General features: G+C 51.5%; 23 protein-coding genes. 16 read left to right on the top strand and 7 right to left on the bottom strand.

The features are described from left to right. From ACQY8X_RS00945 to ACQY8X_RS00910, 8 genes are all read left to right on the top strand, one after another. On the top strand, positions 1-1,593 hold the full coding sequence (locus ACQY8X_RS00945; protein ID WP_428033261.1) for an MFS transporter: 1,593 nt from the start codon (positions 1-3) through the stop codon (positions 1,591-1,593). Further along, positions 1,586-3,217 carry a hypothetical protein gene (locus tag ACQY8X_RS00940; RefSeq protein WP_428033260.1) on the top strand — a complete coding sequence of 544 codons (1,632 nt, stop codon included), beginning with the start codon at positions 1,586-1,588 and terminating at the stop codon, positions 3,215-3,217. Before ACQY8X_RS00945 ends, ACQY8X_RS00940 begins: the two co-directional genes overlap by 8 nt. 8 nt (positions 3,218-3,225) lie before the next feature. Then, positions 3,226-4,383: an ABC transporter substrate-binding protein gene (locus tag ACQY8X_RS00935; RefSeq protein ID WP_428033259.1), complete on the top strand. Its 1,158-nt coding sequence runs from the start codon at positions 3,226-3,228 to the stop codon at positions 4,381-4,383. A 116-nt stretch (positions 4,384-4,499) separates the two neighbouring features. Beyond that, a complete protein-coding gene (locus tag ACQY8X_RS00930; protein ID WP_428033258.1) occupies positions 4,500-5,567 on the top strand; it encodes an ABC transporter substrate-binding protein in 1,068 nt (355 codons plus the stop codon). Positions 5,568-5,576: 9 nt separating this feature from the next. Continuing rightward, positions 5,577-8,429: an ATP-binding protein gene (locus ACQY8X_RS00925; RefSeq protein ID WP_428033257.1), complete on the top strand. Its 2,853-nt coding sequence runs from the start codon at positions 5,577-5,579 to the stop codon at positions 8,427-8,429. Further along, positions 8,422-10,656, top strand: coding sequence for a two-component system response regulator (locus ACQY8X_RS00920; RefSeq protein WP_428033256.1), 2,235 nt, complete (start codon positions 8,422-8,424; stop codon positions 10,654-10,656). The genes ACQY8X_RS00925 and ACQY8X_RS00920 overlap by 8 nt, the downstream gene beginning before the upstream one ends. A 179-nt stretch (positions 10,657-10,835) precedes the next feature. After that, the gene (locus tag ACQY8X_RS00915; protein WP_428033255.1) at positions 10,836-11,138 is read left to right on the top strand and encodes a PepSY domain-containing protein; all 303 of its coding nucleotides are present in this window, start codon (positions 10,836-10,838) and stop codon (positions 11,136-11,138) included. Positions 11,139-11,261: 123 nt separating this feature from the next. Continuing rightward, positions 11,262-12,620 (top strand): sensor histidine kinase, encoded by a 1,359-nt coding sequence (locus ACQY8X_RS00910; protein WP_428033254.1) that lies wholly within the window; start codon positions 11,262-11,264, stop codon positions 12,618-12,620. A gap of 22 nt (positions 12,621-12,642) precedes the next feature. Here the strand turns inward: ACQY8X_RS00910 and ACQY8X_RS00905 are convergent, their stop codons facing one another. Further along, a complete protein-coding gene (locus tag ACQY8X_RS00905) occupies positions 12,643-13,512 on the bottom strand; it encodes a LysR substrate-binding domain-containing protein (protein ID WP_428033253.1) in 870 nt (289 codons plus the stop codon). A 135-nt stretch (positions 13,513-13,647) separates the two neighbouring features. Here ACQY8X_RS00905 and ACQY8X_RS00900 point away from each other — a divergent pair, with 135 nt between their 5' ends. Both ACQY8X_RS00900 and fghA read left to right on the top strand, forming a co-directional pair. Beyond that, positions 13,648-14,772 carry an S-(hydroxymethyl)glutathione dehydrogenase/class III alcohol dehydrogenase gene (locus tag ACQY8X_RS00900; RefSeq protein WP_428033252.1) on the top strand — a complete coding sequence of 375 codons (1,125 nt, stop codon included), beginning with the start codon at positions 13,648-13,650 and terminating at the stop codon, positions 14,770-14,772. A gap of 54 nt (positions 14,773-14,826) precedes the next feature. Further along, entirely contained in the window at positions 14,827-15,669 is an 843-nt protein-coding gene (fghA, locus tag ACQY8X_RS00895; RefSeq protein ID WP_428033251.1) for an S-formylglutathione hydrolase, read from the top strand. A 75-nt stretch (positions 15,670-15,744) separates the two neighbouring features. Here fghA and ACQY8X_RS00890 read toward each other — a convergent pair whose 3' ends face one another. From ACQY8X_RS00890 to ACQY8X_RS00880, 3 genes are all read right to left on the bottom strand, one after another. Further along, positions 15,745-16,548 (bottom strand): TSUP family transporter, encoded by an 804-nt coding sequence (locus ACQY8X_RS00890; protein WP_428033250.1) that lies wholly within the window; start codon positions 16,546-16,548, stop codon positions 15,745-15,747. Between the two features lie 98 nt (positions 16,549-16,646). Further along, positions 16,647-18,761, bottom strand: a complete 2,115-nt coding sequence (locus ACQY8X_RS00885) for a methyl-accepting chemotaxis protein (RefSeq protein WP_428033249.1) — start codon at positions 18,759-18,761, stop codon at positions 16,647-16,649. A 291-nt stretch (positions 18,762-19,052) separates the two neighbouring features. After that, positions 19,053-19,976 (bottom strand): LysR family transcriptional regulator, encoded by a 924-nt coding sequence (locus ACQY8X_RS00880; protein WP_428033248.1) that lies wholly within the window; start codon positions 19,974-19,976, stop codon positions 19,053-19,055. Between the two features lie 275 nt (positions 19,977-20,251). Here ACQY8X_RS00880 and ACQY8X_RS00875 point away from each other — a divergent pair, with 275 nt between their 5' ends. Next, the gene (locus ACQY8X_RS00875) at positions 20,252-21,271 is read left to right on the top strand and encodes a TRAP transporter substrate-binding protein (protein WP_428033247.1); all 1,020 of its coding nucleotides are present in this window, start codon (positions 20,252-20,254) and stop codon (positions 21,269-21,271) included. Between the two features lie 125 nt (positions 21,272-21,396). Here the strand turns inward: ACQY8X_RS00875 and ACQY8X_RS00870 are convergent, their stop codons facing one another. Beyond that, positions 21,397-21,729 carry a PBPRA1643 family SWIM/SEC-C metal-binding motif protein gene (locus ACQY8X_RS00870; protein WP_428033246.1) on the bottom strand — a complete coding sequence of 111 codons (333 nt, stop codon included), beginning with the start codon at positions 21,727-21,729 and terminating at the stop codon, positions 21,397-21,399. A 337-nt stretch (positions 21,730-22,066) separates the two neighbouring features. On the opposite strand from ACQY8X_RS00870, the gene ACQY8X_RS00865 reads away from it, so the two are divergent. The 3 genes from ACQY8X_RS00865 (at position 22,067) to ACQY8X_RS00855 (ending at position 24,774) form a co-directional block, all read left to right on the top strand. Continuing rightward, complete coding sequence (locus ACQY8X_RS00865) at positions 22,067-22,417, top strand: winged helix-turn-helix domain-containing protein (protein ID WP_299200464.1); 351 nt, start codon at positions 22,067-22,069, stop codon at positions 22,415-22,417. Then, positions 22,410-22,754 carry a hypothetical protein gene (locus ACQY8X_RS00860; protein ID WP_428033245.1) on the top strand — a complete coding sequence of 115 codons (345 nt, stop codon included), beginning with the start codon at positions 22,410-22,412 and terminating at the stop codon, positions 22,752-22,754. The genes ACQY8X_RS00865 and ACQY8X_RS00860 overlap by 8 nt, the downstream gene beginning before the upstream one ends. Positions 22,755-23,052: 298 nt before the next feature. Further along, complete coding sequence (locus ACQY8X_RS00855; protein WP_428033244.1) at positions 23,053-24,774, top strand: protein adenylyltransferase SelO; 1,722 nt, start codon at positions 23,053-23,055, stop codon at positions 24,772-24,774. 135 nt (positions 24,775-24,909) lie between these two features. Here the strand turns inward: ACQY8X_RS00855 and ACQY8X_RS00850 are convergent, their stop codons facing one another. Both ACQY8X_RS00850 and ACQY8X_RS00845 read right to left on the bottom strand, forming a co-directional pair. Further along, positions 24,910-25,194 carry a type II toxin-antitoxin system RelE/ParE family toxin gene (locus tag ACQY8X_RS00850; RefSeq protein ID WP_299200467.1) on the bottom strand — a complete coding sequence of 95 codons (285 nt, stop codon included), beginning with the start codon at positions 25,192-25,194 and terminating at the stop codon, positions 24,910-24,912. Next, positions 25,187-25,408 carry a TA system antitoxin ParD family protein gene (locus ACQY8X_RS00845; RefSeq protein WP_205211825.1) on the bottom strand — a complete coding sequence of 74 codons (222 nt, stop codon included), beginning with the start codon at positions 25,406-25,408 and terminating at the stop codon, positions 25,187-25,189. The genes ACQY8X_RS00850 and ACQY8X_RS00845 overlap by 8 nt, the downstream gene beginning before the upstream one ends. Before the next feature lie 274 nt (positions 25,409-25,682). Here ACQY8X_RS00845 and ACQY8X_RS00840 point away from each other — a divergent pair, with 274 nt between their 5' ends. Both ACQY8X_RS00840 and ACQY8X_RS00835 read left to right on the top strand, forming a co-directional pair. Then, positions 25,683-26,012 carry an RES domain-containing protein gene (locus tag ACQY8X_RS00840; protein WP_428033243.1) on the top strand — a complete coding sequence of 110 codons (330 nt, stop codon included), beginning with the start codon at positions 25,683-25,685 and terminating at the stop codon, positions 26,010-26,012. 201 nt (positions 26,013-26,213) lie between these two features. Then, positions 26,214-26,444 (top strand): helix-turn-helix domain-containing protein, encoded by a 231-nt coding sequence (locus ACQY8X_RS00835; RefSeq protein WP_428033242.1) that lies wholly within the window; start codon positions 26,214-26,216, stop codon positions 26,442-26,444. The last annotated feature ends 5 nt before the right edge of the window (positions 26,445-26,449 follow it).

The raw sequence follows: 26,449 nt of genomic DNA, 5'->3' as shown, positions 1-26,449 counted from the left end.
ATGCTGGCGGTGTTACTGCTATTTGCGGCATATCAGCGTGGAGGCTTCGATATATCATTAACTGAGATTGCCCGCTGGGGAGTCTTTGCGGCGTTGGCTGCGTCGTTGCTCTTAGTGATCGTGTTGATCTACCGCCGCAATATGGACGCTTTCGGGGGGAAAGGACTCAGCCGGTTGATGATGGGGCTGAGTAGCCTCTCACTGGTATTACTCAGTTTGCAGCATCTCTGGTTCGGCAACATACAGCTGAAACTGTTTGATCTTGCCACTGTACTGTTAATTGCGTTTCTGGTGTCGCTGGAGTTGGCCGTGTTGCAGCAGGGGCGTTGCCAATATCAGCGATCGGACTCCGAGCGCTACAAGCAGATGCGGCCAGCGATTTTTCTTTTTCTGTTTGGTATCGACCTGTCGATGGCATTTATTCCATTGCATATGGAGGCGTTACCCCGGAGTTTTAATGGGTTTAGCCCCGATCTGCTGATCGGATTACCTATATCAGTCGAATTCTTCTGCGTTGGCATGGCCATTTTACTCTGTGGCGTATGGCTGGACAGGCAGGGTTGGAAGCCGCCGTTTTATACCGGCCTGGCTCTGACCGGGCTGGGCTGTTTGTATTCCTGGCTGGCACCGGATGCCTTGCAGTTTATTCTTTCCCGGGGGGTATTGGGTTTTGGTTATGGTCTGACCCTGCTAGCGTCTCAGAGCTATGTTATCCGGCATACGGATAATCGTAATAAAGCCCGGGGGCTGGCGCATCTGTTTGCCGGCCTGTATTCCGGCAGTATCTGCGGCGCGGCGACAGGGGCTGTGCTTGCCGATCAGTTTGGTTATGGCCCGGTTTTCTTACTGGGAGCTGTAATTGTGTTTAGTGTTATGGTTTACGGTTGGCTGGTGCTGAACGCAGCCCGGGTTGTCCCGCTGGTTCAGAACGTTCCTCCGGGGGGCGCAGCAAAACTGCGCAGTACTACCTCGTTTCTCAGATTTCTTGGTGACCGCCAGGTTTTGGCGACGGTGTTATTCAGTAGTATGCCCGCGTCAATTGCGGTGGTCGGCTTTCTTAACTATTTCAGTCCGGTTTACCTAAACCGGGCAGGGGTGAATGATGCATCTATTGGTCAGGTGCTGATGCTGTTTGGCGTTATTCTGGCACTGTTTGGGCCAGCCATCGGACGTCTGGCTGATCTGAGTGAAACGAAGCGCATCCCGATCATCGTTGGCTGTATTCTGGGAGGTCTGGCCTTTATGGTGTTCACCGTATTTGATGGCGTTATTGCCGTGACTCTGGCAATTCTGTTGTTGGGACTTTCCAACTGTCTGGTGCTATCCGCCCAGAGTGCATTTGTATTGAAACAACCGGTTACCACTGAATATGGCGAGGGCAAGGCGATGGGGATCTTCCGTTCCAGTAGTCGGGTTGGTCAGATGCTTGGACCAGTGCTATTTGCCAGTATTATCACCCTGGCCGATATTGAATCCGGGGTTATGCTGTTTGGTATTGCCTATCTGATAACCGCGCTTCTGTTTGCTTTACTAACATGGGCACCAAGAGGCCAGAGAGTGTCCTCTCAGGTAACGGTTGTCTCTCATGAGTAGTTCTGAGGTCGCTGCCGCGATGAGTATGGTTCAGCAGTTACTTAGTGCGGTGCGTCAACAGGTTCCGGTGGTTGACAAGGTGTTGACCTCGGCGGGTGATTGCTCGGTGTCTGAATATCTTCAGCAAATCTGTGAAGTGAGCCAGCAGAGTTATCAGCCGCGCTCCGATGTGGCTGAAGTCATCTATGAATATCTGGCCCCTCTGTTGGGCGAACAACTTGCCGAACGGAGCGCTGCTGATTTTCTTCAGCATCCGGTAGCCCTGACCACTAATCATCATGGCGTGGACTTTTTTGCGCAGTCAGTGCAGGGCAGCTTACTGTTTGGCCTGGCTAAACGACGGATCGAGGGTGTTACCACCATTCCGGTATTCTCCTGTGCGAATATCCCGCTGGATAATCTGACCTACCCGCGCGGAGCATTGCTGTATGCCTGCCATACGGATGATGGCAGCTGGCCGCTACGGGTTCCGCTATTTACCAACAAGTACAGACGGCAACTGGTGGCTCGGGTTAAGGGACTGGACCGTTCAATGTTAGAACAGGCAGCTAAACGGCTGGATGGAATCTCGGTAGCAGGGATCAATCCTCTGCTGTCAGAGACGTTGCGGAACCTTTTACTCAGCGAGTATCAGGCTGACGATGTACTGTCACAGAATAGCTACGCTGCCCAATCTGTGATCTTAAATCAACGGATATGGAACCGACTCTTTTGTTCCTCTGCTACTATGCCTGAATTGGTGACGATTGAGTTGGAGCGATTAGCTGAAGGGTTGTTGCTGAAAGATTTACTTAACCCTAGCAGCCTGATCTCGGTATTGTTTACCAAACCGCTGATAGTGGCACTGTATCAGCAGCTGGATTCGGTTTCCGGATGTTGGAGTCCGTCCATGTTGGAACAGCGCTGGGCGAGCAGAGCTGCAGCTGAACAACTGAGAACATCCGGTTGCGGGACCTTCTGTTTTTGGGGGGTTGATAGTCGTTCTCGGCGGATTCCACTTATGCTGAACGATCAACTGGGAGCGCCAATATTATCGGGTTGCGATGATAATGGAACCGAGTACCACTATAGCCTGGATCCCGACGCGCTAGCGGTAGCGCTAAATACGGGTCAGCTAATCCCCTCGGTGTTCAGCTGCTTTCTGGTGATTGCGCTGGCCCGGGGGGTGACCTGTCTGGGGGGCTACTATCAGGCAGCGTACCTGCCGCAGATGCAGGCGGGGGTTACTGAGGTGTTGCAGCGGTATGATCAGGCGCAACTTGCAGAGGTCATTTCTACAAGTGTGACCGATGGTTATCTATCCGGTATGCAAACGATCATGGTTGCAGAGGGAGACACTCTGTTGCCTGCCGGGCTGCTTGAGATACTGGGGAGCGGTGCCATTACGGCAGCAGAACTTGAGTTGATCTCAAATACCACCCTGCACGATGCACATGTTGCTTCGCTGGCAGAAACGGTTGCTGATGTGATGCCGCACAGCGGACTGGATGAGAATTGGCAGAGACAGTTGTCAACAGAGCAGCGGAGCCTGTTATCAGCGAAAATAGTTTTAAGATATCTGGGTCAATGTCATTCTGTTTTAAACGGGTGTATAAAAGAAAATAATATTCCTGTGACTGTATAGGAGAGAGTATGAGATCTATCAAGTATTTTGGTCTGGTGTTGCTCTGCCTGTTGATCATGCCTGCCACGCAGGCTGGTGTACCAGCGGATAAAGACGTCTTTTCAACAGCACCGGTAACAAATAATGGTGAGCGCTGGAGAGTTGGATATTTCGAGGGTGGAGAGTACATCGATTACCAGAAAATCTTCATAGAAACGATTAAGGGATTAATGCAGTTAGGCTGGATTGAAAAGTCTGAAATTCCTGAACAGCAGGGCGAGCAGACCGCACAACTGTGGCAATGGCTGCAGCATGGTATACGTAGTCAGTATATTGAATTTGTGCCGGATGCACATTACTCCGCAGAATGGAACGAAGCTCTCCGCAGCCAGTTAACTGAAAAGATAATTACCAGGCTCAATAAAAAGGACCTCGATCTGATGATCGCCATGGGGACTTGGGCAGGTAAGTCTCTCTCCAATGATCGTCACCATACCCCGACGATGGTGTTGTCTGCCAGTGATCCGCTTACCACTGGCATTATCAAAAGCATTAATGATTCAGGGCATGATCATGTTCATGCCACGGTTGATCCTAACCGCTATGACCGTCAGGTGCGGGTGTTTCAGGATATCGTTAATTTCAAAAAGCTGGGTGTCGCCTATGAGGACACTGAGAATGGCCGCAGTTATGCGGCGTTAGATGTTATCGAAAAACTGAGCAGGGAACGGGGCTTCGATATCGTTCGCTGCCACACTCTGAGTGATATCAGCGAGATTGCCAGGGCTGAAGCCAGTGTGGTGGATTGCTTCCGTTCACTTGCGCCTAAGGTGGATGCGATTTATGTGACCGCCCAGGGTGGGGTGAATGGTCACAGCATTGCTCAGCTGGTCAGGATCGCTAATAAATACCGGGTGCCGACCTTTTCCCAGTCCGGATCGGACGAGGTAAAAAAGGGCTTCCTGCTGAGCTTATCCCAGGCAGGCTTTCGCTATATCGGTGAGTTTCATGCTTCCACTTTCGCCAAAGTATTTAATGGTGCCATGCCAAATCAGTTAACGCAGTTTTTTGAAGAGCCGCCGAGAATGGCGGTTAACCTGAAAACAGCCGAAATTGTCGGTTTTAATCCGCCGTTATTGCTGTTAGGCGCAGCTGATGAGGTGTATCGGGAAATTCCTGAAGAATAAAGCCATTTAAGGATATAAAACTGGCTATGAAATTAATACCAGGAAAAAATAGATTGTTTGCCTGGCTGACAGGAATTTTTCTGTTGCTATCAGGGATCGCCCTTCAGGCTGCTGAATTGAACGATCCTTCCATGCTGAATAAGCAGCATAAATGGCGGATAGCGTACTATCAGGGTGGAGAATACTATGATTACTACCAATACCTGAAGGCCACTACTGAGGGGCTGATGGCGCAGGGGTGGATTGCCCCGCAGACCATTCCTAAAGAGTTGAAAACAGCCAGGGAGTTGTGGCATTGGCTGGCAGTAAATAGCCGCAGTGACTTTATCGAGTTTATCCCCGATGGTTTTTACAGTGCAGACTGGGACCGAAGCTACCGCTTGCAACTACGACAGATTACGCTGCAACGGCTGCAGCAGAAACATGAGGTCGATCTGTTGTTGGCAATGGGCAGTTGGGCGGGGGTCGATATGGCCGTTGATCGTCACTCAGTTCCGACCATGGTGATCTCTGTTAATGACCCTCGCAGTTTAGGTCTGATACGTGATCAGGGGGCTGCTTATCAGCATGTCTATGTTACTGAGGACCCACAGCGTTATGAACGCCAGGTTAGCTTGTTTCATGACCTGATTCGTTTTGAAACCCTGGGTGTTGCCTATGAAGACAGTTTTGAAGGCCGAAGTTACGCTTCAATAGATATCATTGAACGGTTAGCTGAAGAGCGAGGCTTTAAAGTGATTAGCTGCTTCACCAAGAGTGATGTGGCGGATCAGCAACAGGCTAACGATTCAGTGATTAGCTGTTTCAGAGACCTTGCTGAGCAGGTGGATGCGATCTACGTGACGACACAGGGCGGGGTTAATAATGACACTATTCCTCTGTTGGTGGAGATTGCTAACCAGCACCGTATTCCAACTTTTTCCCAGTATGGCCAGCGTGAGGTGAAGCAGGGGTATCTGATGAGTCTGTCACAATCCGAAGGGTTTATGGATGAGGGCAAGGTACTTTCTGATGTCGCAATACGTATTTTGAAGGGGGTGGAGCCAGCGTCATTAGCGAAGCGCTCTTCAGAGGCAAACAGGATAACCCTTAACCTGAAAACGGCAGAGCAGATAGGACTTTACCTGAATGCAGAACTTTTAGCCGCAGCTGACCAGCTTTACTGGCAGATAGAGCAACCTTGAGTACTGAGTATGTTGTCCAGTTTCAAATTTAAAATTATCGCCCTGATTGTGACAGTGCTGCTGTGTACTGCTGCAGGGGTTATGTATTTCACCCAACGGGATGTGGGGCAGGCGATGCTGGTGGCAGAGCAGAAGTCTGCCCGCAATGTGCTGCAATTGGCGGACCTGAATATCCGTGCCGGATATGATCAGCTGATCAGTCAGAAGGTAGATATTCTCAGTAAGATTAAAGCCGATATGCGTCAGTTGACGCGCCTGGGGCAAACGGTGCTGGATAGCTATGCAGGGGTCTCGGCGAAGGGGCTGCTGAGTGAGGATGCGGCGAAAGAGATTGCCCGCCAATGGCTTTCGGATGTGACCTTTAATAATGGTGATCTGATTTTGTTTGGCCCGGATGGGATGATCGTGGGGTCAACTGACCCAAAGCTTACCGATACTTCGATCGCGGGTTTGCGGGACTTAAAGGGGCGCCAGCTGCATCAGTCGATGCGTTTCGATCAGTTAAACCCTGAAGGCGACAGCGGTATCTTTTTCTGGCACAAGCCTGGGGAGCCCGAAGGGGGACGGTATATGGGGTATTTTCTCCCATTAACCAACTGGGGCTGGACCATGGGGATTATTGTCAGTTTTGCAGATGTTGAAGAGGAGAGCCAGAAGCAGATGAACCGCATTGTCGATGCGTTGCGTCTGACTTTCAACAAGCTTCAGGTTGCCGAGTCCGGCTATGCCATTTTGTTCACGGGAGACCGGAAAATACTGATTGAACCCCCCAGGCAGACCCTGAGTGAAACAATTACAACGGATGATCTCGACTGGAATAAAGCTGGCGTGCTGGAGCAAATTATTGCTGCCGATAAACGAGGGGAGAACTCTGTCAGCCATCAGAGTGCCTTTACCGGGGGGCGACAGGTACAGATCTTTTTCAGCTACTTTAAAGCGTTCGACTGGTATTCCGCGGTGGTGGTGCCTGTTGAGGAGATCGCGGCGCCAGGGCGGGCCGTGGTGGCTCAGCAGAGCCTGATTATCGGGCTGATCTTTCTGGCCAGTATCAGTGCTGCGTTTATTCTTGTACTGCGCATGGCGGCACCGTTAAACAGTCTGGCATCGTATGCCAAATCGCTTCCCGATCAGGACTTCATCCGCCCCGGCGAGCAGAGCCAGAAAATACTGAATCTGGCACTGAAAAATCCAGATGAGATCGGCCGCCTGGCAGAGTCATTTCTATTTATGGAGAAAGCGATCAGGAGCACCATTCAGCAGGTGCATAAAGAGAAAGAGATTGCGGTGCAAGCCAGTAAAGCGAAGAGTGAGTTTCTGGCAACGATGAGCCATGAGATTCGCACCCCGATGAATGGTGTCCTGGGGATGACTGATCTGGTATTGGATACCGATCTGACCAATGAACAGCGCCGTTTTATACAGATGATTCGCTATTCTGGTGAAGGTTTGCTGGAGATCATCAATGACATCCTCGATTTCTCCAAGATTGAAGCGGGGAAATTACACCTGGATTATCGGCCACTGAATCTGGCCGAGCTGATTCAGACTCAGGTCTCAATTCTTAATCTTCAGGCACAGAAGAAGGGCCTGACGATGACGAGCAACCTGCCACCTGAGCTGAGTACCGTGATTATGGGAGATACGGTACGGTTGCGGCAGGTGCTTACCAATCTGATCGGTAATGCGATTAAATTTACCCCGGATGGCTCCGTGACAGTGAGTGCGGTGGTGTTTGAAGAGACGGCTGAATCTATCTCTTTTCAGCTACGGGTTACTGATACCGGAGTGGGTATTTCGCCTGAATATCAGAGTGTTATTTTTGAATCCTTTGCTCAGGCTGATAGCACCACAACCCGAAACTACGGTGGTACCGGACTGGGGCTGGCGATCTCTCGTCAGCTGATTGAGATGATGGGCGGAACGATAGACTTCTCCAGCGAACCGGGCAAAGGCACAACCTTCTGGTTTGGTCTGCAACTGGCGAAAACCGATCAGCCGCCTGAAGCCGAAATGCCTGAATTCAAGCAACCGGTAGCGTCGGGGGGGATAGAGGGGCATATTCTGCTGGTTGAGGATCATCCTGTTAATCAGGAGTATGCACTGCAGACGCTCAGGGGGTTAGGCATAGGTGTTGATCTCGCCGCCAATGGGGTGCAGGCGTTAAAGATGATCTGTGAGAATGACTACCAGTTGGTGCTGATGGATTGCCAGATGCCGGAGATGGATGGCTATCAGGCGACTGCCGAGATTCGTAAGCGGGAAGCGGCGGAACAACGTCCCCGTTTGCCGGTGATTGCGCTGACCGCGAATGCCATGGCGGATGACCGGCAGCGTTGTTTGCAGGCGGGCATGGATGACTATCTGGCGAAACCGTTTAATAAAACGCAGATCATGCATATTCTCAAACACTGGTTGCCTCAGAGTATACCTGTCGATACCGGCGTTACCCCCACTGGGGCTGAACACCCGGGCAGCCACGCCGACAGGCAGTTGTTCCTTGATAAAGCGGTCATCGATGAGCTGGTTATATCGCAACTAATTGAGATGGATGCCGATGGCGCATTTCTGCGCAAAATTATCGCGGCCTATCTGGAGAAGTCCCCTGATGACCTGAACCGTTTGCAAGTCGCAGTGTCAGAGCAGGATCAGGAGATGCTGAGAGTTGCGGCCCATAGTTTCAAATCCAGCAGCTATAACCTGGGAGCGACAGCACTGGCGGAGCTGTGTAAAGCGCTGGAACAGGTTGGCAGAAGCGGAGTGCTGCAGCAAGCGCCAGCATTGTTGCAAGAGATAGAGACAGAGTATCAAAAGGTTGAACAGGTGTTGACGAGGATCAGACAGACAGAGGGTGGGCATGACTGACGTAAGTGAAAACAAGCAGACCTCTTTCAGGGTACTGGTTGTTGACGATGATCTCACAGCCCGCATTCTGGCGACTCACTCTCTTGAACAGGAGGGTTTTGAGGTCTTGCTGGCCGACAATGGCGTGATGGCGCTCCAGACGTTTCAGGAGGCGCAGCCGGATATTGTCCTGATGGATGTGGAAATGCCCGGCCTTAACGGCTTTGATGTCTGTCGGCAGTTGCGCAAAATGCCCTGTGGCAAATTGGTACCGATTCTGATGGCGACCGGGCAGGATGATATCGATTCCGTCCGTGAAGCCTATGCCGCTGGTGCCACTGATTTCGTTGCCAAACCATTCAACTGGAAAGTGCTTGGGCATCGTCTCAGTTATATGATTCGTGCCAGTAACACCACGGAGCAGCTGCGCCAGCTGCAGAAGAGTGAAGCGCGGCTGGGCAATGCTCAGCGGATTGCCCGGCTGGGCAATTGGGAGTGGCATCTGAAAAGCGGAGAGATCTACTGGTCGGATCAGTTTTACCACCTGCTGGGCGGTAAGCGGGGGCTGACTCATACCGGTATGCGCACGTTCTTGCGCTGTGTTCCCGCGCAGGAACGGCCGCAGGTACGCCACTGGCTTAAACAGCTACTCAACTGTCATTATTCTGGTTTTATGTCAGGAATTAATCACAGTATCAGCCTGCCGGGCCAGTGTGTTAAGAGTGTTCAGCATCAGGCCGAAGTCTTTTGTGACGACCAGGGCAGTGCAACGATTATTGCTGGCACCATGCTGGATGTCTCTGAACTGAAGCGGGCGCAGGATCAGGTTCTGAAGCTGGCACGATTCGATAGCCTGACAGGCCTTTCAAACCGCAGCGTATTTTGTGATCGGGTGCAGCTGGCCATCGATCAGGCGGAACGCAAAGGCTGTCTTGGCGCAGTACTGTTTCTTGATCTGGATAATTTTAAGCGGATTAACGATACTTTTGGTCATGGCATCGGTGACCTGTTATTGCAGGAGGTAGCGCAGCGCCTGACGTACAGCGTGCGTTTCAATGATCGGGGTGATGACGATGCTACCCCGACCGAACCGACAGAACTGCCCGACGGCGTTGAAGCGCAAATGTGGGAGGGCGACCGGGGTGTGCCGCTGGTGGCCCGTTTTGGCGGTGATGAGTTTACCGTTCTGCTGCCGGAAATTAATCAGATTCGCGACGCTGAAAATGTTGCCCGCCGGGTTCTCGAAGCGATAGGGCTTTCTATCGATCTTGCGGGTCATGAAGTCGTCATTACCCCCAGCATCGGCATCGCCATCTTTCCCCATCATGGAGAGAACGTCGACAGCCTGATGAAAAATGTTGATGCCGCTATGTATTATGTAAAGCATACGGGCAAAAACGGCTATGAACTGTTTGTTAAGTCGATGAATGTTGTGGCGAAGCGCCGTCTGGAGCTGGAAAGTCACCTGCGTCACGCCATTGAATTGAATGAACTGTCAATTAACTATCAGCCCCAGGTGGAGATGTGCAGCGGTAAAATCGTTGGGGTTGAAGCTCTGCTTCGCTGGAACTGTCACCAGTTGGGGTTTATTTCACCGGTAGAGTTTATTCCCATTGCTGAAGAAACCGGGCTGATTACACCGATTGGCGAATGGGTGATGCGTGAAGCCTGTCGACAAACACGGCAGTGGCAGCTGGAGGGGCTGCCGCAGATCAGGGTTGCGGTTAACCTGTCTGTGCGTCAGTTTGCCAAGCAAAATCTGGAAAAGCTGGTGAGTCAGGTGCTGCAGGATACCGGATTGCCGGTTAATTGTCTGGAGCTTGAGATCACTGAAAATATGCTGATGGATGATGTTGAAGGCTCTGTTGAAACACTGCATCGGCTAAAAGCGCTGGGTGTACAGCTGGCAATAGACGATTTTGGCACGGGCTATTCAAGCCTGAGTTATCTGAAGCGCTTTCCGATCGACCGTTTAAAAGTGGACCGCTCTTTTATTACCCATGTGACCACCGATCAGGGTGATGCCTCGGTAACTCAGGCGATTATTGCGGTCGCTCATAATCTGGGGTTGAGTGTTACTGCAGAAGGTGTGGAAGACGAGGCTCAGCTGGCTTTTCTGCAGCAATACGCCTGTGAAGAGGTGCAGGGGTTTCTGTTCAGCAAACCGCTCGTCGCGGACGACTTAGCTGAGTTACTCAGAACCACTCATGGCTATATGTCACTTAATACTGATACTAGCGCGGACTAAGAGACGTTGTTAGCTGTAGACAACGCTATTCCGTCAGTTTTGTCTAGTCATAATTTAATCGCCGTTAGTGCCCTACATTTTCGTTATTCCCTCACTTTTATCGCGTAATTATTCTGATTTAACGCTTCTTTTAAAATAGCCCGTCTACACTGTCTTTAACTAAACAGTTAAAGATGGCTATGAACTATCTCGTGTTAGCAGTGGTTATTTCTGCCTTGTTGCTCTCTGGTCGAGTCTTTGCCGACCCTCGGGACAGTGTGGATCCTGATTATGCGGTTGAGCTTGTTAAACAGGGATTGATTGTCTCGTTTGATCAGCTATTGGCGCGGCATCAGGTGCTGGCCCGTAACCGGGTATTAGATCTTGAGCTGGAACAGACCGATGGGGTATTTACCTATGAGGTACTGGTGTTTCATTGGGACGGGCATATCAACGTATATGTCTTTGATGCGGTAACCGGTGAGCTGTTGAGCAACGATTAGGAGAGTAATCGTCATGGGTGTATCTGACTTTGATGAGAAAACCAAAAGTTTGCCGCAACTTTTTGCGTGCTGTAGCCAGTCCGGCTGGGAGGGCAACCGTTTTAAGGCAGAAGGATTAGCGTCATGAACCCGCCAGGCTCGTCGCTGGAACATCGGATTCGACGGGAGTTGATGATACTGATGGTGCCTGCATTTGTACTTCTGCTGTTGCTGTTGCACCTGACGATGAGCCGTATCACCGATGAGTATGTCGGCTCCCGGCTGGGGGATGATGTTGAAAATATTATCACCGCGCTGAAGTGGACGGATCAGGGGTGGCAGATTGATGATAACCAGCTTGGCGAAGCATTTAAGCGGGTCAGAAGTGGTCACTACTTTATCGTGGGTTGGGATGGTGGGCAGATACGTTCCCGCAGCCTTTGGGATACCGCCCCAGATGTCGGCCTGTTGCCTACCGGTAAACAGTTACAGTTTCAGGTTACCGGATCGGGTGACGAGCGCTGGCTGGTGTGGCAGCAAGGGGTCAGCAAAGGGGCCCGGGATTTTACCATCTGGGTGGCTGAAGATATTACTGCGTTTATTGCTAAACAGAATGAATACGAATACTCATTGCTAACGATTCTGGTTGGGTTAACCCTGTTGATTATGTTGCTGCAGCGACGCATTTTACACTGGGGTTTTGCCAGCCTTAAACCGATGCAAACCGCGTTGCTGAGGGGAAAGATTGATGGCGTACTGACGCTGCCGAAAGCGGTTCCGCAGGAGGTTCAGCCCTTGGCGGATGCGATTGAGCGTCTGGTGGATCATTCCAGAAAGCAGTTAAGCCGTTCAAGAACTGCAACCAGTAATCTGGCTCATGAGTTAAAACTGCCGCTGCAGCATCTTAAACTGCTGGCGGAGGCAACCGGGGTTGAAGATAACCGTGACAGTCTGAAGCAGATATACACTCAGCTGCAGCGGCGTATTGAAGGGGAGTTGCGACGGGCGAAAATATCGGGTTCGCCTGCGCCGGTTGATCTGTTCAATCCCCAGGAGGAACTGCCCTACCTGGTAGAGCTATTAAACCGGAAGCGGGGCGGCGATGAGATCGATTTGGTGCAACATATTCCAGAGTTTGCCATTCCGTTTGATCGGGATGATATGCTGGAACTGGTGGGAAATCTGCTTGATAACGCCTGGGAACACGCCAATTCCAGAGTCTTACTGAGCATCCGTGAGAGTCGGGGGGTATGGACCATTATCGTCAGCGATGATGGCCCGGATATCGCTCCGGAAACGATTGCGGCGATGGAGAATACTGAATCACCTCAACAGCACGACCATCATGCTCTGGGGCTGTCAATATGCCGCTCGGTGGTACATAGCTACGGGGGCAAAATGCAGCTGCATGCGGCGCGTTTAGGTGGTCTGCAGGTGATTATTGATCTGCCGCTGTCTGGTAGTGAATCCCCGGATGATAACGACAGCAACAGGGAGGTGTGACAGCTGTGGGGGCCCTTTGTCTTCAGGTTAAATGTGCAGCCAGATGATCAACCAGCATGCGGACTTTAGAGGACAGGTGGCGATTTTGGGGGTAGAGCGCCCAGACCCCTTCGCTTGAATGCTGGTAGTTTTGTAATAACGAGATCAACTCTCCCTCTTTGATGTAGGGTTCGACATAGTAGTCGGGCAGCTGCACGATGCCAATTCCTTTCAGAGCAGCATCCAGGAGTGCCTGACCACTGTTGCAGTGCAGATTGCCGCTGACCCGGATATTACGCTCCTGTCCCTGTTCCAGAAAGCGCCAGTAGTCCAGCGTGCCCAGCAGACAGTTGTGATGTTTCAGTTCGTTCAGCACATGGGGTTCACCATGGGTTGCCAGATAGACCGGCGCTGCACAGACATATAGCTGTCGTGAGATCAGTTGCCGGGCGATCATGCTGGAGTCTTCCAGCTTGCCCAGACGAATGGCCAGGTCGTAGCCGGATGCGACCAGATCGACGGTCTGATTGGTCAGATGACATTGCACCTCCAGTTCCGGATAGAGACGGATAAAGTCATTGATCAATGGGGCAATTTTTTGCTCCCCATAAGTTGCGGGGGCGGTGATTTTTAACTTACCCCGGGGAGTATTCTGCAGGTTAGTCACGGCCCGTTCTGCTTCTTCCAGCCCGCTTAGCAACTGCCGACAATATTGATAATAGGTTTCGCCCGCCTCGGTTGCGGTCACCTTACGGGTGGTGCGGTAGAACAGCTTGGTGCCAAGACGGTTTTCCAGCGCGCTGATCTGACGGCTGACCTGCGCAGTCGAAACCCCCAGCTGTTTAGCTGCAGCGGTAAAACTTGCGGTTTCGGTAACGGCGATCAGTTCGGAAACCCCTTCCCAGCGGCTCATTGTTACTCTCTCGTAAAAGTATATTGATAAAACGCTAGATTATCTTGTTTCCATTAACAACTACAATGGCTAGTTATTAATTGTTGCTACTATTACGTTCTATCCTGAAATTTAACCCGCAAAGAGTTGACGAAAATGACCATGATTAAATCTAGAGCGGCTATCGCCTGGGGGCCAAATCAGCCCCTGTCTATTGAAGAAGTGGATGTTATGCCACCTAAGGCGGGCGAGGTGCTGGTGCGCATCGTCGCTACCGGTGTGTGTCATACCGATGCGTTTACCCTGTCCGGTGAAGATCCTGAAGGTATTTTCCCGGCGATTCTGGGCCATGAGGGCGGTGGTATTGTCGAGCAGATCGGTGAAGGCGTGACCAGTGTTGCTGTGGGTGATCACGTTATCCCGCTGTACACCCCTGAGTGTGGTGAGTGTAAATTCTGTAAATCGGGTAAAACTAACCTGTGTCAGAAGATTCGTGAGACCCAGGGTAAGGGCCTGATGCCCGATGGCACCACCCGTTTTTATAAAGATGGTCAGCCGATCTATCACTACATGGGTTGCTCTACCTTCTCTGAATATACCGTCCTGCCTGAGATCTCTCTGGCGAAGGTGAATAAAGAAGCGCCACTGGAAGAGGTCTGCCTGCTGGGTTGTGGTGTGACCACCGGTATGGGCGCGGTAATGAATACCGCTAAGGTGGAAGAGGGCGCCACTGTGGCGATCTTCGGTATCGGTGGTATCGGCCTGTCCGCAATTATCGGTGCAACGATGGCAAAAGCCAGCCGAATCATCGCGATCGATATCAATGAATCGAAGTTTGATCTGGCGCGCAAACTGGGTGCGACCGACTGCATCAATCCAAAAGATTATGACAAGCCGATTCAGGACGTGATTGTTGAACTGACCGATGGTGGTGTGGATTACTCCTTTGAGTGTATCGGTAATGTTAACGTGATGCGTTCTGCGCTGGAATGCTGCCACAAAGGCTGGGGTGAGTCTGTCATCATCGGTGTGGCCGGTGCCGGGCAGGAGATCTCTACCCGTCCGTTCCAGCTGGTGACCGGGCGTGTATGGCGTGGTTCAGCGTTTGGTGGTGTTAAAGGCCGCTCTGAGCTGCCAGAGATCGTTGAACGTTACATGAACGGTGAGTTCGCGCTGAATGACTTTATTACCCATACCATGGGGCTGGAAGATATCAACAGTGCCTTCGATCTGATGCATGAAGGTAAGAGTATCCGTAGCGTTATTCATTACGATAAGTAACCGTCAGCGTAGCGGCTGTTGTCATCAGGACGACAGCCCTTAAGGAAAGCATCTATGAGTCTTGAACTTGTAAGCCAGACGAAGAGCTTTGGCGGTTGGCATAAGCAATATAATCACCACTCTTCCGCATTGGGTGTCAGCATGCGGTTTGCCATCTATCTGCCGCCGCAGGCGCAGAGTGGCGAGAAGGTGCCGGTACTGTACTGGCTCTCCGGGCTGACCTGCAGTGATGAAAACTTTATGCAGAAGGCGGGCGCACACCGCATCGCCGCTGAACTGGGTATCGCCATTGTGGCACCGGATACCAGCCCCCGTGGCGATGGTGTCGCCAACGATGAAGGTTATGATCTCGGGCAAGGTGCAGGTTTCTACGTCAATGCGACAGAAGCCCCCTGGAGCGAGCATTACCGGATGTATGATTACGTTGTCGAGGAGCTGCCAACGCTGATCGAAACGACCTTTCCCGTGTCACAGAAGCGTGCCATTGCCGGTCACTCAATGGGTGGGCATGGTGCATTGATGATCAGCCTGCGTAATCCCGGGCGTTATACTTCGGTTTCCGCCTTTAGCCCGATCAGTAATCCGGTCAACTGTCCCTGGGGACGCAAAGCGTTTACCGCCTATCTGGGGACGGATGAGAGCTGCTGGCAGCAATATGATACGACGGTGTTGTTGCGTAACAACCCGGTCGCGCTGCCAACCCGTGTCGATCAGGGGCTGGCGGATGATTTTCTGGCTGAACAGTTGCAGCCGGAAAAACTGGTAGCGGCAGCCGCAGAATCGGGTTATCCGCTGCAGCTTGAACAGCATGAAGGCTATGATCACAGCTACTATTTCATTGCCAGTTTTATTGAAGAGCAGTTGCGGTTTCATCAGCGTTATCTGCAGGCTGACTGATAACAGCCAGCTTTACCTGTTGAGGTATGTTTTGGGGCTCTTAATGAGCCCTTTTTTTATATCTGTGGGGGCGGCCTAGCTCAGCACACTCAAGAGCAGGGCGATCAGCGAATCACTGCTGTTCTGATACTGGTCGAACAGCAGTTTGGCCGACATAATCAGCGTCACCACGACCACCAGTGGCCGGATCAGACGGGTTCCCTGATTAACCACCATTTGTGCGCCTATCTGGCCACCAATCAGCTGCCCGGCTGCCATAATAAACCCTGCCAGCCAGAGTATATTGCCTCCCAGAGCAAAGAAAATCAGCGCAGCCAGATTGGAGGTAAAGTTGAGAATTTTAGTATGGGCGGTGGCCCGTGCCATGCTAAAACCGAGCAGTGATACAAAGGCGAGGGCAAAAAAGGTGCCAGTGCCCGGCCCGAAAAAACCATCATAAAAACCGATTGCGCTGGTAAACAGGAAGGCAAACAGAGCGTGGCTGATTTTGCGGTCGCGATCCAGGTCGCCAATCCGTTTGGAAAACATAAAGTACAGCGCAATGATCACCAGCAGGAGCGGCATAATCGATGCCAGCAGGTGGGTGTCTAATCGCTGCACAATCACCGTGCCCGACACTGCTCCGAGGAAGGTGCAGAGGATCATCAGCTTCATCTGTGTCAGGTCGATCAGCTTTTTCCGGATAAAGTAGACAGAGGCGGCAAAGGTGCCAAAACTGCCCTGCAGCTTATTGGTCGCCAGCGCTTCCACCGGGCTCATACCGGACGCCAGCAGCACTGGCAGAGTAATCATTCCGCCACCACCGGCGATCGCATCAATAATGCCCGCACCAAGGCCGGTCAGCACAAACAGTACTACGAGCGTTAGGTCCAGCTCCATCGTTACCTCCTTGATTGAAGCTTCGCACTTTAGCAGCCACGCCCTGTCAGTAATAGCTAAATTCAGCGGGTAGTTTGATAAACCGGTTGTTGTTCCGTTTAAAACTTAAACCGGCTGATCAGGTCGTTCTGTGCTCTGCCCATCGAGGTGATCTCATCGCTGAGGCGGGCTGAATCTTTTGCCAGGCCGGTGACTTCATCGGCAACTGTGCGGATAGTCTGCAGGGTCTGACTGATATCACCAGCTACCATGCTTTGCTCCTCGGCTGCGGTAGCAATCTGAGTCGAACGGTGGTTAATCTCTTCCACCGCACTGCCGATGGTATCAAACATATTACTGGCATCGAGCACCTGCACGGCGGAGTCTTTGGCTAAAGAGGAGCTTTCCTGAATGCTGCTGACCACCGAGCTGGTGGCTTTTTGCAGGTTATTAATCACCGTTTCAATTTCGCTGACCGACATCGCTGTGCGTGCTGCCAGCGCCCGGACCTCATCGGCAACTACCGCAAATCCACGGCCCTGATCACCGGCTCTGGCGGCTTCAATGGCGGCGTTGAGTGCCAGCAGATTGGTCTGCTCCGCCACCGAACGGATCACCAGCAACACTTCCGCGATATTTTCACTGTCGGCAGCCAGTCCCTCAACCTGCGTCATCGAGACCTGCATCTGTTGCGCCAGCGCTTCAATATTGCGGGTGGTGGTCTGGATCGACTGTCGTCCGGAGAGTGAGGCCAGCTCTGCCCGGTGAGAAGCGTCGGCTGCGTGGGCCGCATTTTTTGCCACATCCACTGAGGACTGAGACATCTCTTCAGACGCAGTAGCAACCATGACGATCTGTTGCTGCTGTTGCTCGACGTCGTGATTGGTTTTGAATGCAAGTTTTGTCGCTTGTTCCGATTTGGCCAGTGCCTCCTTAATGGAGTAGGCCATGCTCTGTATCATCTCCGCCAGCTGGGCAACAAACAGGTTAAAGTGGCCGGACAATACACCGACTTCATCCTGCGACTGCACGGCGATGCGTTGAGTCAGATCGCCTTCGCCGCTGGAGATCTGCTCCAATGCGTTGGTTACCTGACGCAGCGGTCTGGTAATACGGATGGCCAGCCAGATGACGATCAGTGAGCCAAACAGGACAATCAGCAGGCCGGCAATGATAACCCCGGTGGTCTGTTTGCTTTGTCCCTGTTGGAGCACGGAGATAACACTATCGACCCGTTGTAAAACATGGCTGGCGGGGACGTCAATATAGAGTTTCCAGGTGGCCAGTTTATTCAGGTTTAGGTGACGGATCAGGGTGTAACGTTCATCGTTCTGTTGTGTCACTGGCTGGTTGAGCTGAACATCTGGTGGTAGCAGGTCGGTAACTTTTTCTCCGGCAGTGCCTTTGTTCTGACTGTCTGCTACCAGGGTATTGGATGCGGAGATCAGCATCACCCGGCCCTGACCGTCCGCCAGTTTACGGCCAAAGGCTTCCGCCGAGGCCTGCATCTGCGACATTGGCAGGTCGATTCCGATCACACCGACCAGGCGGTCTGCAAAGTAGATTGGCACTGCGACTGAGGTCATCAGCGTTTTTTTGCCGTCCACTTCATCGGTATAGGGGTCGATAATGCAGGGGCCTTTGCGTTCAATCGGACAGCTGTACCAGCTATTGTATGGTTGCCCACTGCTGCTGGGGGTTGTGTCACTGATCATCTGTTCTGTGAGGATCACCTGAATGGCTTCCCCTTTGGCATTATGTGCCCAGTACACAGCGAAACGTCCGGCGTCATTGGACGCCAGATCATCTTCCCCTTTATGCTCATCGTCAGCTCCATCCAGTGCTTTAGGCAGAAACACCGCATAGATACCCAGCACCTCGGGGTTGTTTTGCAGTGCGCCTGCAATGTACTGATTGATGATATGACGCACATCATCCGATGATATATACAGTGAGCGAAACTGATCGCGGAGGAAAGCGATGTCGCGGGCATAACCTGCCGCGGCTAAAGCGTTGGAAGCAAACAATTTCTCAATGCGCAGCTGTTCTGCGCTGGCAACGGTCTCCATTTTATCCTGCGCCGCCCGACTTAATTCGGGTTCAATGGTGTTGCGCAGCTGCTCGGTGGTCGAGTTGATTAGCAGGGTGGAGATGATCAGCTGGATGATTACGGTCAGTCCCAGCAAGAACGCAACAGGCAGGGAGATTTTACGTATTAAAGAGGTCCAGCGCATAGGTCACCTGTTTTTTAATTAAGCTCTGGATCGTCTAATCTATTGGCTTGATGTTCAATACCCATCTTGGGGTATGGAGGGGTGAGATGAAGAACTTTCCAGCTTTCTGGTCGCAGACTTTCTCCGTCTCCAGGGGAACAGGCTGATTGTCCACGCAATCACCGCCACCCCGGCGGTGCTGCAACCTGTGTTGCTTCGGCGCTTCAAATCTCTGCATTCAGAGCGGCACTTTTAAGGCTGCTCATGACAACCGCAATGTTTAAAATAAGCTGGAAAAATCACAGGCCAGTTTCATAATTCAAGGCCAAAAGTTGGGCTGTTCTGATCCAGTTGCGTAACAAAATCGCTGATTAGCGCCTGAACTTTAAGTACCTCGGGACGTTCATTATGTTCCAGCGATGACCACAGGGCGATATCGCGACGGGATGAGTTGACACCGTCTATCCTGAGCATCTGCTCTGGCGCGATCTCTTGAGTCATTAATGCTAACCGGGCAGGCAGCCAGACCAGCATATCGGTGGTGTTCAGCAGATGGATCACCGAGCGGATGCTGCCGGTAAAGGCGATCTGGGCGGCATTGGCACCGGTCACTTCCGCCTGGCTGCCAAGAAACCCGGCACTGGCACCGGCGATAAACCACTTTTGCCGGGCGATATCCTCTTTAGTGACGGGCTCTTTTGATCCGATCAGTTTAGATTTTTTACCGGCAAAAATGCCAGACCGGTCGCGGAACAGAATCTGCCGCTCCAGTGACTTCTGCGACACTGATAAATGTGCCGGTGCCAGCAGAAAATCCAGTTCGCCCTCCTGTAACAGGGAGATCTGTGCCGCGGCAGAACCGGTGCGGAAATGAAACGCATAGCGTTTTTCCTGCAGAAAGTAATCGGTCATGCGATTCACCGTGGCAAACTCCCAGAGGGGATCAATGCCGACAACAAACTCGCTTTTATAACCGCTGTGAAATTGACGGATAACCTCTTCACCCCTGACCGTTTCTGCCAGAATCCGTTCACCAATCTGCGATAGCCGCGCTCCGATCTCCGTGGGAATAACGCCATAACGGGTGCGCTTTAACAGCGGTGCACCCACCTTCATCTCCAGTTGCTGGATGCTGCGGGTGAGGGTGGGCTGAGTGACGTGCAGCTGTTCGCAGGCGCTGGTGAGAGATCCCTGCTTAACGACGATCGCTAATTGCTTCAACAGGTTAGGGTTCATATATACGTATTCTTTGTGTCTTGGGTTAAAAACTGATTATTCCTTATATTGTCTGTGGTTTAAAGTGATCATTCTAATAATAAGAACGGCAGATTGACGATGCAGCTCTATGGTGAAAATTCTCATCGGGGTTATCCCCACCTCTCTGATCCTCAGGATCGTTTTTTTAGCGCCTGTTACCAGGCTTTACCCATTAAAGAACGGGGCGCGGTCAGCGGGTCTGGCGTTAAATTCTAATAAAACAGAACAAAAATAATCTAAATGGAATCTATGCAATGAAAAAATTAATTCTAGGCAGCGTTCTGGCTTTAACAGCAGGGGCGATGGTTCAAACCGCTCAGGCGGCTGATTACACCTTGCGTCTGGCGCATTTCTTTCCGCCAGTGGCGGGGATCCACAAAAACGTTGCTCAGGCCTGGGCAGACAAGGTGACCGCCGACTCCAACGGCCGTATTGCGGTAGAGGTGTATCCCTCTTCAACGTTAGCTAAACCTCCGGCGCTCTATGATGCGGTGACCAGTCGCATCGCCGATGTGTCACTCACCGTACAGGGCTACACAGCCAACCGTTTCCCGCTGACTCAGGTGGTTGAACTGCCGGGTATTACCAAAAGTGCGGCTCAGGGCTCCTGTATTCTTCAGCACCTTTACGATGAAAAACTGATCAGTGATGAGTATAGCGATACCCGGCCCCTGTTTCTCTTCACCCATGGCCCTGGCCATATCCACACCACTGAAAAAATGATTAAAGAACCCGCTGACTTTGACGGGCTGAGAATTCGTCGGCCTACTGCGGTGGTGGCAAAACTGTTGGAAGGATTGGGCGCGCAGCCTGTAGGAATGCCTGCGCCGCAGGCGTTTCAATCGGTTCAGCGGGGCGTTATTGACGGCGTTGCATTGCCATGGGAGGGACAACTGACCTTTCGTATGAATGAGCTGACACCGAAACACACAGAGGTAGGTGGTTTGTACACCCTGTCGTTTCTGGTCACTATGAACAAGGATGTGTACAACAGTATGCCCGCCGATTTGCAAAAGGTCATTGATGAGAACTCCGGTGAAACCTGGTCTCAGATCGCCGCCGGTGTGTTTGATGATGCAGATATTAAAGGGCGTGCCCAGGCGGTAGCGCTGGGACATGAGATCTATACGGTTGTCGGGGGCAGTGAAAATCCGGCCTGGAAACCGGTGTTGGATAAAGCGTCTGAAGACTATCTGGCCGAACTGGAAGCGAAAGGATTACCTGCAAGGGCGGTCTATGCACGTGCCAAGGAACTGGCTGAAAGCTGTCAATAACGGCTCTTCAACTGGCTTGTGAATAAACCGGCGTGGTCTGCTCTATCAGACCGCGCCGGTTTTTTTTGACCGGCTGTGAGCCCAGATCGTCAAAAAGGGCTTGCTCCTAAAAGGCTGCTAAGGGTTTAACCACAGCACTTTTTGTATTTTTTGCCGCTGCCACATGAGCAGGGGGCGTTACGTTCCGGTGTTTTTTCGATCTGCACTGTTTTAGGTGTAGCTAACAGCGCTGTCAGCTCTACGATGTTCTCTTCTGCCTCAGCATCGACAACAATCGTTGCCACCAGATCGTGCTCTGCAACAAGGGCTGCAACCTCCTGCTTGCGCTCTTCCGAGGGGACGCTCAGCAATAATGGGCTGCTTTCGCTACCCGGTTTCACTTTCGCCTTGGTGTTGTAACCACTCTTACCGTAGTTACCCATAATATCGGGAGTACCTTTATAGAAACATTTAGACATGGGTGACTCCTGAAGTTGTGTCATTGTGCTGAGGGGGCAGCATTCTAGCAGGAAACGGAGGGAAGCGGTGAATTGATTGATCTCATTCTCAGGTTGGGGCGTATAGTCTATTGCGTTTTGTAGTGTAAATCAGGACATGTTTACTGAGTCAGACTATTTTTCACGGGGAATGGTTCTTCACGTATAAAGTTAACGATTCCTTTAGTCTTTATGATTTGCTCTATATGATTTACTTATAGGTTTATATGAACCTATAATTAGTTCATTTGACCTGATGTAAGTGCACAAGGCTTAATAGGTCTTTGGCTTCAAGTCGGTAATCTAAGCGAGTGAGGCGATGCTGGAAGGTATTTTAGGCAATATTAACAAAGAACGGGTGCTCGTTTATGTGATCGCACGTGGCCAAGGCTATCCTCGAGAGATCGCTACATTCTTTGATGCACCCCTTACGCCTATTCAGAAGCAAACAGAGAAGCTGGAAACCGCAGGGGTACTTTACAGCCGGTTTGTCGGTAGATCCCGAGTCTATGCACTAAATCCAAGGTGCGTATATATTAACGAACTGAAGGCATTGATAAACCGGATACTGGAATTCTATCCGGAAGATGTCCAGAATGCGTTGATGAATAACCGTCGTCGTCCCCGCAAACCTGAAAAGCCATTGACGAGAACCGGTGCTAATGGCTGATCTGGCTGTAATCCATAAAGGTATTAGCGCCAGAGATCTGGCAGGGTTGATTGCTTCACATCTGGCGCTAAAGGGGATTGATGTGACTCTGGTGGGTGGAACCTGCGTATCAATCTACTCAGATAATTTCTATCAATCTGACGATCTGGATTTCGTTGACCGTTCCTATACTCCCAGCAAAAAGCTCAAAGGTGCCATGTTAGAAATTGGATTTACACCGATTGGACGATACTACGAACACCCGGATTCCCCTTTTGTTGTTGAGTTTCCGCCGGGACCCTTGTCAGTGGGTGATGAGCCTGTCCGAAAATGGTCAACGTTGGTTACTCCACTGTGAACCTTCACATTAATAACGCCGGAAGACTGTATAAAAGATCGTCTGGCTGCTTATTTCCATTGGAGTGACAGGCAGGCTCTCGATCAGGCAGTGTGGGTTGCCAACGATCAGGTTGGGAAATATAGCCTTGAAGAGATTGAACAGTGGGCTGAGCGGGAAGGGGAAGTAGAAAAGTTTAAGAAATTTATCACTCGCCTGGACGGCTAAAAAGACCTGCTCCCCCTTATTACCAGAATGCCATGATGTAGCAAATAGTGGGGAAGCAGCGGTTCTGTCCACGTTAAATGAAGGTGTCTCTATGAAAAATCGATTCTCCCAGGAAAATTCGGCAACCGTTGAGACCCTCGAAGATCTCGCCGCGTTGTCAAACTACTCGCTCATGGACAGGCTCAACGCCGACCCTAAGGCGACAGCAAACGGGAATGATCATCAGCCGCGGCAGGTGTTCTCGGGTCACTATGTCCCGGTAAAACCCACGCCAATCGCCGATCCGGAGTACATCACTCACAGTAAAGCACTCTTTAGTGAACTGGGTTTTGCTGACACTCTGGCACAGTCGGACGACTTTATGCGGATGTTCTCCGGTGATCTCTCTCAGGTGCCTGCGCCTCTGCGCAGGGCTGGCTGGGCCTGTGGTTATGCACTGTCTATCTATGGCACTGAATACTATCAGCAGTGTCCGTTCCAGACCGGTAATGGCTACGGTGATGGTCGTGCAGTGTCCGTACTTGAGGCGGTCATCAACGGCAAGCGCTGGGAGATGCAGCTCAAAGGTGGCGGCCGGACGCCTTACTGTCGTGGTGCGGATGGTCGTGCCGTGCTGCGTTCCAGTGTGCGGGAGTTTCTGGCACAGGAACATATGCATGCCCTTGGCGTGCCAACCTCCCGCTCGCTGAGTCTGTATGTGTCTAAAATTGAGCAGATCCGGCGGCCCTGGTACACAGAGGGTTCGCACTCGTTGGATCCTGACACCATGGTATCGGAGCCAGTTGCCATCTCAACCCGCGTCGCACCGTCGTTCCTGCGGGTCGGCCAACTGGAGCTGTTCGCTCGTCGTGCCCGCAAGCAGGAACACCCGCAAGCGCTGCAGGAGCTGGAGATGATCGTGTTGCACCTGATTGAACGTGAGTACGCTGAGGTCATCGACACGACACTGAGTCTTGCCGAGAAAGTGGTGCTGTTGGCGAATGAGTTTCGCGACCGCCTGACCTCGCTGGTGGCGAACTGGATCCGTGTCGGTTACTGCCAGGGCAACTTCAACAGTGATAACTGCGCTGCTGGTGGCTTCACCCTTGACTACGGCCCCTTCGGATTCTGCGAGCTGTTCGACCCACAATGTCAACCCTGGACCGGCGGCGGACAGCACTTCTCATTTCTCAATCAGCCCGCGGCAGCCGAACGTAACTTCCACATGTTCTGGACCGCCTTGCGGCCGTTGCTGATGTCTAATGACAATGCTTTGCAGCAGCTCGACGAGATTCGCAGCGGTTTTGATGCCGTGATGCAAACGAAAATGAGACAGATGTGGGCGACCAAACTAGGACTGGACAGATTCGATATGGCGCTGTTCAGAGAGCTTGCCGCTCTGATGATGGCAACTTCCGTGGATTACACCATCCTCTTTCGTGAACTCTCGCATCTGCCTGACGATATCGCACCACTCCAAAAAAGCTTCTACAACAGCGCGGCCTATCAGGCAGACCCGCAAGGGATGGACCAACGCTGGTCAGCGTGGTTGGCACAATGGAATGCGCTGATCGACAGCCAGCCCCTCTCCCGTGAGGAGATCTCTGTGCAGATGAAAGGCGTCAATCCAAAATACAGCTGGCGCGAATGGTTCGTGGTGCCCGCCTATCAGCTGGCAAGTGTTGGCAATTACGCACTAGTGCGGGAGCTACAGAAGGTGATGACCCAGCCCTACGCTGAGCAATCAAAAGAGGTGGAGGATAAATACTACCGGCTGAAACCGTCTCAATTCAGTGAGCTTGGCGGACTGTCGCACTACAGCTGTTCGTCGTGAATTTTTTGCAGCGGGTGGGGTGGTTACTGTTGGACTGCCCCGATACCTTTCTTCATCTTAATAAACAGATCTGTTTCCTTGGTTTTTCTTTATCCTGGGCGTACCCAGCGCCCTTTCTTTTGTGACTGTCTGTCGTTAACGCTTAAGATCCCTGTAGAAATTTTCATGACTGCCCAGAGCGATCAGTTGTAGTGTCAGTTCGCCCTCTTCGAAGCTGTAACCCAGAAGTGTGAGCTGACTCACCATTTTGAACTTATATACACGCAGATAAGCCAGATCACCTTTCTTTTGTTCTCCGGCCTCCGGGGTCATCTGTAGTTGTTTGACGGCGCTGTCTAAGTCTTTTTTCTGGTTTGCTTTGAGCTTTTTGACTGCTTTAGAGAAAGAGCGGGTCTGCAGAATCCTGATTGTCTCAGCCAAACTGGTATTCCTCTACCAGACCTGCATCAGCTTCAGCCTTTGCGATCATAGCGTTGCGCACGAATTCGTAAGTCAGATCCGGGTTTTCTTCCATGATACGACCGATCTTCGCCCAGTGTTCAACCTGCTTGGCAGCAGAACGACTCATGACTTCACCCATAATTTTGGCGTTAGAGACTAGCTCTTGATCAAGACGTAAGTTTGCGGTGGACATGACACACTCCTGCTAATCAATGTTGTTTATAGCTAAGTGTAGCATATTGCCTCAATATGTAACTATGCGCATCGTTAATGCAGGTCAACTCAAACAAGAACTGTCGTGTACAGAGTCTGCCTTTCTTCTCTTAATAAATAAGGGCGCACCCTTTTCTCATTCTCTGTGTTCTCTGTGGTGGAAGGCTCTTCTATCAGCAGGTCGACGGCTGATAAAAGATAGTCGTTTATGATCATTATGCACATATATTGTCAAAATAGTGCTTTATGCACTCATGTCAGCCTATTACCGCTTTGTTTTCCTGCGGGCGATGGAGGGCGAACCACCCGCTAAGCGACTCAATACAGAGCATACACTGTTTACCATCGGCTACAGTGCTCAACGGGGGATACAGCTTCAGCATCCACCCTTTGAGGACTATACCAATCAGCTCACCCATCCCCGGGATTACGCCCCGTCGCAGACGCTTGGCGCGCAGATGCGAGAGTGGAAGCGTTTCAGTATCGCTCTGCCCATTCAATGGAGTCAGGAATATGCGCCGCACTCTATACTGCCGCCTCGTTTACCAACACTCAGCCTGACACCACCTGTTGTTACAGTTTGAAGTCGATGGTGAGTTTCCATTGCCTGCGTGATTGGTTGAGGTTTTGGGCCGGGATACGATAAAACTTAGAAAGAGAATGGTCGTCTGACTTCAATAAATAAATCTGTCCTCTTTTTTACCTATTTGTGATGCTACTTATAGTCTGTAGACCTATAGGCATCAATCGCGTTGAAATGTTGCACAAACCTTTGCGGAACGACAATGCGAAAGCCTAGCACCGACATAACTCAAACCCTTTCTCACAATATCAAAAAAATACGTGATGAAATGGGGCTGTCGCAAGAAGGGCTTGCTGATAAATGCGGCCTACATCGAACCTATATAGGGGCGGTTGAGCGCGGCGAGAGAAATGTTACTCTTAGTTCACTCGAACTTATTGCTTCAGCTTTGGGCGTTGATGTTCCAACCTTGCTAAGCAATAATTCGGAGTGAGCTAC

It is taken from the genome of Amphritea sp., from assembly GCF_050300915.1.
Lineage (GTDB): Bacteria > Pseudomonadota > Gammaproteobacteria > Pseudomonadales > Balneatricaceae > Amphritea.
This window is presented reverse-complemented; position numbering and strand designations above follow the sequence as displayed.

Bases quoted from the DNA above. Each gene is read 5' to 3' on its own strand.
- ACQY8X_RS00900 (WP_428033252.1), top strand. From the start codon at position 13,648: ATGACCATGATTAAATCTAGAGCGGCTATCGCCTGGGGGCCAAATCAG.
- fghA (WP_428033251.1), top strand. From the start codon at position 14,827: ATGAGTCTTGAACTTGTAAGCCAGACGAAGAGCTTTGGCGGTTGGCAT.
- ACQY8X_RS00910 (WP_428033254.1), top strand. From the start codon at position 11,262: ATGAACCCGCCAGGCTCGTCGCTGGAACATCGGATTCGACGGGAGTTG.
- ACQY8X_RS00890 (WP_428033250.1), bottom strand. From the start codon at position 16,548: ATGGAGCTGGACCTAACGCTCGTAGTACTGTTTGTGCTGACCGGCCTT.
- ACQY8X_RS00920 (WP_428033256.1), top strand. From the start codon at position 8,422: ATGACTGACGTAAGTGAAAACAAGCAGACCTCTTTCAGGGTACTGGTT.
- ACQY8X_RS00880 (WP_428033248.1), bottom strand. From the start codon at position 19,976: ATGAACCCTAACCTGTTGAAGCAATTAGCGATCGTCGTTAAGCAGGGA.
- ACQY8X_RS00865 (WP_299200464.1), top strand. From the start codon at position 22,067: ATGCTGGAAGGTATTTTAGGCAATATTAACAAAGAACGGGTGCTCGTT.
- ACQY8X_RS00915 (WP_428033255.1), top strand. From the start codon at position 10,836: ATGAACTATCTCGTGTTAGCAGTGGTTATTTCTGCCTTGTTGCTCTCT.
- ACQY8X_RS00875 (WP_428033247.1), top strand. From the start codon at position 20,252: ATGAAAAAATTAATTCTAGGCAGCGTTCTGGCTTTAACAGCAGGGGCG.
- ACQY8X_RS00835 (WP_428033242.1), top strand. From the start codon at position 26,214: ATGCGAAAGCCTAGCACCGACATAACTCAAACCCTTTCTCACAATATC.
- ACQY8X_RS00940 (WP_428033260.1), top strand. From the start codon at position 1,586: ATGAGTAGTTCTGAGGTCGCTGCCGCGATGAGTATGGTTCAGCAGTTA.
- ACQY8X_RS00840 (WP_428033243.1), top strand. From the start codon at position 25,683: ATGTCAGCCTATTACCGCTTTGTTTTCCTGCGGGCGATGGAGGGCGAA.
- ACQY8X_RS00925 (WP_428033257.1), top strand. From the start codon at position 5,577: ATGTTGTCCAGTTTCAAATTTAAAATTATCGCCCTGATTGTGACAGTG.
- ACQY8X_RS00885 (WP_428033249.1), bottom strand. From the start codon at position 18,761: ATGCGCTGGACCTCTTTAATACGTAAAATCTCCCTGCCTGTTGCGTTC.
- ACQY8X_RS00870 (WP_428033246.1), bottom strand. From the start codon at position 21,729: ATGTCTAAATGTTTCTATAAAGGTACTCCCGATATTATGGGTAACTAC.
- ACQY8X_RS00905 (WP_428033253.1), bottom strand. From the start codon at position 13,512: ATGAGCCGCTGGGAAGGGGTTTCCGAACTGATCGCCGTTACCGAAACC.
- ACQY8X_RS00935 (WP_428033259.1), top strand. From the start codon at position 3,226: ATGAGATCTATCAAGTATTTTGGTCTGGTGTTGCTCTGCCTGTTGATC.
- ACQY8X_RS00845 (WP_205211825.1), bottom strand. From the start codon at position 25,408: ATGTCCACCGCAAACTTACGTCTTGATCAAGAGCTAGTCTCTAACGCC.
- ACQY8X_RS00945 (WP_428033261.1), top strand. From the start codon at position 1: ATGCTGGCGGTGTTACTGCTATTTGCGGCATATCAGCGTGGAGGCTTC.
- ACQY8X_RS00855 (WP_428033244.1), top strand. From the start codon at position 23,053: ATGAAAAATCGATTCTCCCAGGAAAATTCGGCAACCGTTGAGACCCTC.
- ACQY8X_RS00860 (WP_428033245.1), top strand. From the start codon at position 22,410: ATGGCTGATCTGGCTGTAATCCATAAAGGTATTAGCGCCAGAGATCTG.